Source organism: Acinetobacter sp. ACNIH3 (assembly GCF_002918965.1).
Taxonomy (GTDB): domain Bacteria; phylum Pseudomonadota; class Gammaproteobacteria; order Pseudomonadales; family Moraxellaceae; genus Acinetobacter; species Acinetobacter schindleri.
In genome coordinates, this window is record NZ_PQLP01000065.1 from 1 (window position 1) to 10,128 (window position 10,128).

The 10,128-nt window shown below is 42.6% G+C and carries 7 protein-coding genes; 4 read left to right on the forward strand and 3 right to left on the reverse strand.

Annotated elements, in window-relative coordinates:
* Positions 1–383: 383 nt before the first annotated feature.
* The 3 genes from C3420_RS15485 (at position 384) to C3420_RS15495 (ending at position 6,577) form a co-directional block, all read left to right on the forward strand.
* Positions 384–1,643 (forward strand): carbohydrate porin, encoded by a 1,260-nt coding sequence (locus C3420_RS15485; protein WP_103800960.1) that lies wholly within the window; start codon positions 384–386, stop codon positions 1,641–1,643.
* 164 nt (positions 1,644–1,807) lie between these two features.
* Positions 1,808–4,210 (forward strand): glucose/quinate/shikimate family membrane-bound PQQ-dependent dehydrogenase, encoded by a 2,403-nt coding sequence (locus tag C3420_RS15490; protein WP_103800959.1) that lies wholly within the window; start codon positions 1,808–1,810, stop codon positions 4,208–4,210.
* 234 nt (positions 4,211–4,444) lie between these two features.
* Positions 4,445–6,577: a TonB-dependent receptor gene (locus C3420_RS15495; protein ID WP_103800958.1), complete on the forward strand. Its 2,133-nt coding sequence runs from the start codon at positions 4,445–4,447 to the stop codon at positions 6,575–6,577.
* A 109-nt stretch (positions 6,578–6,686) separates the two neighbouring features.
* Here C3420_RS15495 and arsH read toward each other — a convergent pair whose 3' ends face one another.
* Genes arsH through C3420_RS15510 form a run of 3 tightly spaced genes read right to left on the reverse strand, consistent with a single transcriptional unit; the run spans position 6,687 to position 8,764 of the window.
* Positions 6,687–7,391, reverse strand: a complete 705-nt coding sequence (gene arsH, locus C3420_RS15500) for an arsenical resistance protein ArsH (protein ID WP_103800957.1) — start codon at positions 7,389–7,391, stop codon at positions 6,687–6,689.
* A gap of 4 nt (positions 7,392–7,395) precedes the next feature.
* Positions 7,396–8,436 carry an ACR3 family arsenite efflux transporter gene (arsB, locus tag C3420_RS15505; protein WP_103800956.1) on the reverse strand — a complete coding sequence of 347 codons (1,041 nt, stop codon included), beginning with the start codon at positions 8,434–8,436 and terminating at the stop codon, positions 7,396–7,398.
* Positions 8,437–8,446: 10 nt separating this feature from the next.
* On the reverse strand, positions 8,447–8,764 hold the full coding sequence (locus tag C3420_RS15510) for a metalloregulator ArsR/SmtB family transcription factor (RefSeq protein ID WP_103800955.1): 318 nt from the start codon (positions 8,762–8,764) through the stop codon (positions 8,447–8,449).
* Positions 8,765–8,847: 83 nt separating this feature from the next.
* Here C3420_RS15510 and arsC point away from each other — a divergent pair, with 83 nt between their 5' ends.
* Positions 8,848–9,276, forward strand: a complete 429-nt coding sequence (gene arsC / locus C3420_RS15515) for an arsenate reductase (glutaredoxin) (protein WP_004814597.1) — start codon at positions 8,848–8,850, stop codon at positions 9,274–9,276.
* Positions 9,277–10,128 lie beyond the last annotated feature (852 nt).

Consider the following 10,128-nt stretch of genomic DNA (forward strand, 5'->3'; position numbering starts at 1 on the left):
TGGTTCAATAAAAAGCGTGTACACAGTGCACTGGGTTATGTATCGCCTTTTGAGTTTGAAGCAATGTACTATGATAAGATTAACCCGTTAGGTCAGGTGGCCTAACTTAAATAAAAAAGTCTCCGCCAAACCCGGTACGGTTCAGTAGTGAATAAATATTAAACTCTTATTGGCATGACCTGTTCAAAAATAAGTTTTTAATTTACTTAAAGAATATAAATAAATTTCATTAAAAAATTTTGAATAATTATTAAGATTTTGATATTTATATAAATTTAATTTTTAAAATACTTAATAATATATAATTTATATTAAAAACAAACAATTTATATAAAGAGGTATAATATATTCTCCATATAAGTGTGATTAAGGCGACACATTTAATGTCTATCTCCCAATTATCCAAGGCTGTATATACATGCTTGGCTGCTTTGCTATTGGCAAATACTGCTACTCATGCTGCGGATGCATTTAGTACAGAAAATCCATGGATGTTAGGCGACTGGAATGGTCAGCGTACTCAACTTCAACAACAAGGTTATGATTTCAGTTTTGGTTATACCGGTGAAGTAGCAACACTCATTAATGCTAAAAACTCATCTGATCACGGTACTGAATACGCCGACCAGTTTGCAATCGGGGCCCATCTGGATCTGGAAAAAATTGCAGGATGGAAAGATACCGAAGCACAAATTACGGTGACTCAGCGTAACGGTCGTAACTTATCCAATACTGCTGAAGCGCTTAATGGACACTTAAGCTCGGTGCAGGAAGTATGGGGACGTGGTCAAACCTGGCGTTTAACTGACTTCTGGATCAAGAAAAAATTCATGGATCAGAAACTGGATGTCAAAGTTGGTCGCTTCGGTGAAGGTGAAGACTTTAACAGTTTTGACTGCGATTTCCAGAACCTGGCATTGTGTGGTTCACAGGTGGGCAACTGGGTCGGTGACCAATGGTATAATTGGCCGGTATCACAATGGGCAGCACGTGTGAAATATAACCTCACACCTGAAATCTTTACCCAAGTGGGCGTCTATGAATATAACCCTGAGAATCTGGAACGTGGTAAAGGCTTTAGCCTGAGCACAGACGGCTCTAAAGGCGCGATCATTCCGGCAGAAGTGGTGTGGACACCGAAACTGGGTGAGCAAAAACTGCCAGGTGAATATCGTGCCGGTTATTACTACAGTACCGCTGATGCCAAAATATTTGATGGCGTGACTCCACAAGATGAACAAACCCAAAATGGTCATCATCACGGGGGGTGGATTGTAGCTAAGCAACAGCTGACTTCACATCAAGGGGATACATCACGTGGTTTAAGCGGTTTCGTGAACGTCACTGTTCATGACTCTAAAACCAACCAAGTTAGTGATATGCAAAATATCGGTCTTGTCTACAAAGGTGCGATGGATGCCCGTCCACAGGATGAAATCGCTTTGGGTGTTGCCCGTATCAATATGAACAATGATGTATTGGGTAACCGTAGTGAAGAAGTCGATGCGGAAATCTATTACGGCATTCATGCAACTAACTGGCTGACCATCCGTCCAAACCTGCAATATGTCCATCATGTCGGTGCATATAAAGACGGTGAAAATGTCTGGGTGGGTGGAATCAAGTTTAATACGTCGTTCTAATCGGAGTTTTTAGTTGCAAATACACAATTGATTCTTCCATTACTTTGGGGCATTGATGAACTGATACTCCAAGTATTCATGTATTTATAACTAAGAACTTAACAATATGGTGCTCATGCATTCGAATTGCATGAGCGAAAAGAAATCTTATAAAGGTGTTCAATATGAGTACTTCGTCTTCAGGTTCAGTACTGAAAACGATTATGGCAGTCATTGCTGTTATTTTCGGTCTGGTACTACTGATCGGAGGGATTTACCTGGCAGTACTTGGTGGGTCTTGGTACTACATCATTGCCGGTATTTTCTTTATTGCGACCGCAGTGTTATTACATAAACAGAAAAGTACAGCACTGATCGTATACGCCGTGCTGATTTTAGGCACAGTGGTATGGGGGCTATGGGAAGTTGGTTCGGACTTCTTCGCACTCGCACCTCGTTTAGACATTTTAGGCCTGTTCGGTTTAGCACTTCTCATTCCAGCCGTGACGCGTGGTTTTGGGGAGACGAAAGGTGCCAAGATTGCACTCACCAGTACTTTGGCAATTACCATTGCGGTAATGATCTATTCTGTATTCAATGACCCGCAAGAAATTCGTGGCGAATTAACATCACAGCAACCTGCAGTGCATCAGTCTATTCCAGGTATTGCTGACGAAGACTGGCCAGCCTATGGTCGTACTCAGTCAGGTTTACGTTATTCTCCATTAAAACAGATTACTGCTGATAACGTAAAAGATCTGGAGTTAGCTTGGGAATTTCATACCGGTGATGTAAAAACGGATAAAGATTCTGGTGAAACTACGAATCAGGTAACCCCGATTAAAGTGGGTAATAACCTGTTTATGTGTACCACTCACCAGTACCTGATTGCACTTGATCCTGCGACGGGTAAGGAAAAATGGCGTTTTGATCCTAAGCTAAAAGCGGACAATACCTTCCAGCATTTAACTTGCCGTGGCGTATCTTATTATGATGCGAACAATACTGCAGGTTTTGAAAGCAGCCTGGCTGCGCGTTCAACTACGTCTGCCGAATGTCCTCAGAAAGTAATCTTACCAGTGAATGACGGACGTTTGGTGGCGGTCAATGCAACTACTGGTAAGGTATGTTCCGACTTTGGTAATAACGGCGAAGTCGATCTGCAAAAAGACATGCCATTCCCATATCCAGGCGGTTATAACCCGACTTCACCTCCTGTGGTGACAGGTACAACCATTATCATCGCCGGTTCAACCACAGATAACTATTCAACTGAAGAACCTTCAGGTGTGATTCGTGGTTATGATGTAAATACTGGTGAATTGCTCTGGGTATTTGATACGGGTGCGGAAGATCCAAATGCGATTCCTGCTCCAGGGCAAAAATTCGTAAATAACTCTCCAAACGCATGGGCGCCATTGGCTTATGATGCACAGCTGGATATCGTCTATGTACCAACAGGTGTAGGTACACCGGATATCTACGGTGGTCACCGTACTGAGCTAGACGAGCGTTATGCGAACTCTATGCTGGCGATTAATGCATCTACCGGTAAATTGATCTGGAACTTCCAGACTACTCACCACGACTTGTGGGATATGGATGTACCCGCTCAACCGACATTGACTGATATCAAAGACAAAAACGGGAAAATGGTTCCAGCGATCTATGTGCTGACCAAAACCGGTAATGCCTTTGTATTAGACCGTCGTACAGGTGAAGCGATCGTTCCGATTACTGAAAAACCAGTACCTCAGTCAGTAAAACGCGGTCCGCAAACCAAAGGCGAGTGGTATTCAAAAACTCAACCGTTCTCTGACTTCAACCTGGCTCCTCAAGATAAATTGACGGATAAGGACATGTGGGGTGCCACCATGTTTGATCAGTTAATGTGTCGTGTATCGTTCAAAAAACTGAACTATGACGGTATTTATACACCACCCTCTGAAAACGGGACGCTGGTCTTCCCGGGTAACTTGGGGGTATTCGAATGGGGCGGTATGTCTGTGAATCCAGACCGTCAAATTGCATTGACCAACCCAATTGGTTTGCCATTTGTATCTCGTTTGATTCCGCAAGATCCGAACCGTAAGCAGACTGCCAAAGGTGCAGGTACTGAAGCGGGGGTACAGCCAATGTATGGCGTACCTTATGGTGTTGAAATCAGTGCCTTCCTCTCTCCATTCGGCTTACCATGTAAGCAACCTGCATGGGGCTATGTGGCGGGTGTAGATCTGACCAATCATGAAATCGCTTGGAAACGTCGTATCGGTACGATTCGTGACAGTATGCCGGGCATTCCATTGCCTCCATTTAAAATGGGTGTACCAATGTTAGGTGGTCCAATCTCGACTGCGGGTAATGTGATGTTTGTTGGTGCAACTCAGGATAACTATATCCGTGCCATCAACGTAAACAATGGGGATGAGTTATGGAAAGGTCGTCTACCTGCAGGTGGTCAAGCGACGCCAATGACGTATGAAGCCAACGGTAAGCAGTATGTTGTGATTATGGCGGGTGGTCATGGTTCCTTCGGAACCAAAATGGGTGACTCTTTGGTTGCCTATGCACTACCTGACAATAAATAATGAAGTTTTATAGTTAAGTAAAAAAGCCTGATTCGTCAGGCTTTTTTATGCAAAATACAGGCTGTTATAACAATGAATCTTAACCAGCAAATTATGATTGGTCAGATGAGCATGTTTATAAACATGATGCACTGATCTCATGCTGCTGAGCATTCGAGATACAGCAAAAAAACACTTTATAAATATTTTGGCTTCCATGACATGCATAGACGCCAGACTTCAGGAATATAAGCTATGTACCTTCATATAAGACGGTTACCGATGAAATCAACGTTGTCCTGCCTGATCGCCTGTATCAGTCAAGGAATTTATGCGGAAGAACCGGTTACAGAGGTACAGCGACTGGCTCCCATTGTGGTTGAAGCAACCCGTACAGATCGTGCCATTTTGGAAACACCGGCATCTACCTATTATCTGCATCAGGAACAACAAAATAGCTTAAATGTAAACTTGTCTGAAACCTTAAAAGGTGTACCAGGGTTGCAGCTGAATAACCGCGAAAATTACGCTCAGGATTTACAGATCTCAATGCGGGGCTTTGGCGCACGCTCGACTTTCGGTGTGCGAGGAGTACGTTTATATGTGGACGGTATTCCTGCGACTATGCCGGATGGGCAGGGGCAAACCTCGAATATTGACCTGAATAGTCTGGATCATATTGAAGTGCTGAGTGGTCCATTTTCCTCGCTATATGGTAATTCTTCTGGCGGAACCATCCTGACACAAAGCCGTGAAGGGCAAGGACCTGATTCAGTCACTTTAGGATATTCAGGTGGCAGTCAGAATAAAGGTCAAACGAACCTGGTACTACAAGGTGGCTCAGATAATGCTTCTGAACCAAGCTATATCATCAGTTCATCTTATTTTGATACGGATGGTTTCCGTGACCATAGTGGTGCACATAAAGTACTGAACAATGCCAAGCTGACTTGGGATCTGGAGGATGGCTCTAAAATTAACTGGGTCAATAACTATGTCAAAATTGCAGCAGATGATCCAGGTGGTTTAACACGTGAACAATGGCGAGCAAATCCTAAACAGGTGGCAGCAAATGTACTGCTATATAATGCACGTAAAGAAATTGAGCAATTTCAAACTGGATTAACCTGGAACAAGCCGATCAATGATCAGCATGAATTGTACGGTATGGCGTATTGGGGGCAGCGTGAGGTTACCCAATATCAGTCGATTCCAAGTACAGCACAAGGCGCTCCTAATCATGCCGGTGGCGTGATTGATTTTGACCGTCAGTTTTATGGGACTGACTTGCGCTGGACAGGGCGAGAGATTCTGCCAAATACCAAACTGATTGCTGGTGTCGCCGTAGATGCCATGACCGAAGAGCGGAAAGGCTATCAAAATTTTGTGGGTAATACTTTAGGTGTTAAAGGTGAATTACGTCGTAATGAAGACAATACGCTTTGGAACGCTGATCCTTATATACAGGCCTCTTATCACTTTGCGCCAGACTGGACTTTAGACGCAGGCTTGCGTTATAGCAATGTGCATTTTAAATCTGAGGATCACTATACCATTGGGGAAAATGGCGATAACTCAGGTAAGACCACTTATGAAAAGCTTTTGCCTTCAGTCGCTTTAAGTTGGAAAATTATTCCTGATGCAATGGTCTATGCTAGCTATGCACAAGGTTTTGAAACACCGACCTTTACTGAAATGGCTTACCCAGCAAATGACACTAATGAAACCTTTGGTTTAAAAGCTGCTGAAAGCGAAACTTATGAGCTAGGATTAAAATCTGCTAATCGCTTTGGTGATATGACCTTAGCAGCATTTCAGACTCAAACTAAAAATGACATTGTTTCTGCGGGTAGTGATGAAGGTCGTTCGACTTTCCGTAATGCGGATAAAACTCTAAGAAAAGGATTAGAGCTATCTTGGAACAAAAATCTTTGGCGAGATCTGATAGCACAAGCCAGCTATAGCTATATTGATGCAACTTTTGATGCAGATATTCCGGAAATTCTAGGCAAAGACGGAAAAGTGGCTGTAGTGAAAATTCCCAATGGAAACTATATTCCTGGGATTGCCAAGAATCAGGCTTTCTTAAGTTTGGGATGGAAGCCTGAGAATGGCTTTAATGCAGGTCTCGATGTGCGTTATTCAGACCGTATTTATGTCAACGATACCAATACTCAATATGCGCCAAGCTATACCATGGCTGGTGCCAATGTTGGCTATAACTGGAATATGAAAGACTGGTCTGTCAAAACTTTTGCGCGTGTAGATAATTTGTTTGATAAAGACTATTCAGGTTCAGTCATCGTCAATGAAAGCAATGGTCGTTTCTATGAGCCGGCAGAAGGGCGAAACTGGAGTGCCGGATTGAGTATAACCAAAGCGTTTTAATTAAAATAATTTGTGGCTGCTCAATTTTCAAAATAAAAAATCCCGCTTCTTGAGTGGGATTTTTTAATATTTAAGCTTTGAAAAATTGATCAGAGAATTTGAGATAAAACTAGATCGTTTGCTGATTCACTCGTTTCGATAATTCCTCGGCACTTTCCACCCGTTCAGAATATCGATCGGTGAGATAAGCAGACTGACCGCGGGTGAGTAGAGTGAACTTGTAGAGCTCCTCCATCACATCCACAATGCGGTTGTAATAAGGCGATGCTTTCATGCGACCATCTTCCTCAAATTCGAGGAAAGCTTTCGGTACAGAAGACTGATTTGGAATGGTGATCATGCGCATCCAGCGTCCTAAAACACGCAACTGATTCACCGCATTAAAGGATTGCGAACCACCACAGACCTGCATGAGTGCCAGTGTCTTGCCTTGGGTGGCACGAATTGCACCTGCTGCCAGAGGAATCCAGTCAATTTGGGCTTTGAGAATCGAACTCATCGAACCATGACGTTCCGGTGAACACCAGACCATGCCTTCTGACCAGGCCAAAAGCTCATGCAGTTCTTTTACCTTAGGGTGACTCGTATCTGCATCCTCAGGCAAGGGCAATCCTTTGGGATGGAAGATTCTAACCTCGGCGCCAAAATATTCCAGTATCCGGCCGGCTTCCTGAACGGCGAGACGGCTATAGGACCGTTCACGGTTTGAACCATACAGCAGCAGAATACGGGGTGGATGATCCAGCGCTTTGGCCTGAACTTTGTCCAGTGTCGGTGTTTCTAGCAGATTCACATTGATATTCGGGAGATCCATCGGGTTATGCCTCTTTAAACACTTTTTTTCTTAACCATAATGAAACGCTGACCAGCGCAATCAGAACTGGAACTTCAACCAAAGGGCCAATCACGGTGGTAAATGCCACAGGGGAGGCGAGACCAAAAGTGGCAATCGCAACTGCCAGCGCCAGCTCAAAATTATTACCGGCAGCGGTAAAAGAAATAGCCGCAGTTTTGGGATAATCATTGCCCATCCACTTACTCATAAAGAAGCTGATAAAGAACATCACCACGAAATAAATGGTCAAGGGAATGGCAATTCTGAGTACATCCAGTGGCAGGCTGACCACATCGCCGCCTTTAAGGCTAAACATGGCAACAATGGTAAATAACAGGGCCAGCAGGCTGAGCGGGCTGATTTTTGGAATAAACTGCGTTTGATACCACTCCAGACCTTTTTGCTTGACCAGAATCAAACGTGTCAAAAAGCCCAGTAAAAATGGAATACCCAGATAAACCAGAACCGCGTGGGTAATCGTCCAGAAGCTGACATCAATTACCTGTGCTTCAACACCAAAATAAGGCGGCAAGAAGGTCAAAAATAGCCAGGCATAGGTACTGAAAAACAGGATCTGGAAAATACTGTTAAATGCCACCAGTCCGGCCACATACTGATTATCGCCGCACGCCAGACCATTCCAGACTAAGACCATGGCAATACAACGCGCCAAGCCGATCAAAATAACACCCGTCATATATTCAGGATAGGATTGTAGGAAAATCAGCGCCAATGCAAACATCAGGCAGGGTGCAATCAGCCAGTTTTGAAGCAGAGACAGGGTGAGCGTGCGTTTATCCTTAAATACCTGCGGCAAGGTGGCATAGTCCACTTTGGCAAGTGGCGGATACATCATGATAATCAGACCGATGGCAATCGGAATATTGACCGAATCAATACTCATCCGGTCTAAAGCAATCGACGCCTGAGGAAAGAAAACCCCAATCCCGATCCCCAGCAGCATGGCGATAAAAATCCAGAGGGTCAGATTTTTATCTAAAAATGACATTTTTGAAGCAGACATGATATTGGACTCAGGATACTTCGCAAGGTTTTGAAATAGTAGATTTTAATTTTTGAATTTCCGGATCTTGTGCGATGACTTTTAATATTTCATTTGCCCAGACCGGCAAATCCGGATTTAAACGGTAATAAACCCATTGCCCTTGGCGTTGATCCAGCAACACACCCAGATTTCTCAATAAAGCCAGATGACGGGAAATTTTAGGCTGGCTTAGATTTAATTGTTCTGTGAATTCACATACGCAGACATTCTGTTTGGCCATGACCAGCTTTAAAATATCTAAACGTGTTGAATCGGCAAGACATTTGAAAAAATCGGTCTGATGCATCGCGATACCCTGATATATTTACTATTGCGAATATACGGATATCCATATATAAAAGCAATATTGTTTATGTACTGAGAAAAGTCATGTCGCAAAAGATCAAGATTTATCATAATCCCGAGTGTGGAACCTCTCGAAATACCTTGGCCTTGATCCGTAATACCGGTGAGGAACCACAGGTGATTGAATATCTGAAAACACCACCGACCAAAGAGGAACTGATTCAGTTAATCCAGGATGCGGGTCTGTCGGTACGTGAAGCGATTCGTAAAAATGTAAAGCACTATGAAGAACTGAACTTGGAAAGCAGTGATTGGACAGATCATCAATTGATTGATTTCATGCTGCAACATCCGATTTTGATTAATCGTCCATTTGTGGTGACTGAACTGGGTGCGAGATTGTGTCGACCATCAGAAGTTGTTTTAGATATTCTTTCCGCTCCGCAGCGCGCAGCTTTTAGCAAGGAAGATGGGGAGATGATTATTGATGAAGCAGGTAAGCGGTTAAAATAACTTTCAGAATTTAAAGTCGATCGCTCAGATCACAAAAAAGCCACCGCAAGGGTGGCTTTTTATTTAAAGCTAAAATGACAGATCGTAAGACGACACATCGCTTGTCATTTTGCTATACGTAAAATCAATATGTTAAGCATAATTGTGACAATCAATGACATTATCTTGTGACACAACCTGTGTCATTATGGAATAAAAACGACACAACGTATGTCATTATGAGAAGTTTATGTACGATAGATTTTTTGGAAGATACTAAAATTATTAAGATTACATGTTCACGATATGGAAAATGTATTAATAACCGCTTAGATACCTATCTGCTCTAGAGTTTAGATGAAATACATAATACTTTGGCGAATAGCTTAATAATTAAGTGTGTAATGTGATAAAGCATTAAAAAAACCCAATCGGCTATGATTGGGCTTTAATATAACTATAAAATTTATTTGTGTTTTACAAAAAGATCTCTAGGGTTAACTGTCCCAATTAAAGTTCGAAATTGATCATTGTCTATAATTTTCTGTGTAAATTCATTAAGAGAATTATGTAGCTGAAACCGAGCCCAAGGATTTAAAAATAAATTACTTTCTAAGCGCTCAAGTGAATAACAATCCACATTTTCAAAGAACCATATACCACTAACCCTAGTATTAGTAGGCTTTCCGTTATATAGCCATAAGCCATCTCCAGAAAAAACTATTTCTGAGATATTAGTTTCTTGAGGCTTTGTTGCACAAAGCTGTTCTTAAGGACTCCTTCGGCAATATAATTTCCAAATGAAGAAGCCTACATACAAAATCTACCGCACAACCAATTGGCCCGCATATAACCGAGCTCTCATTAATCGTG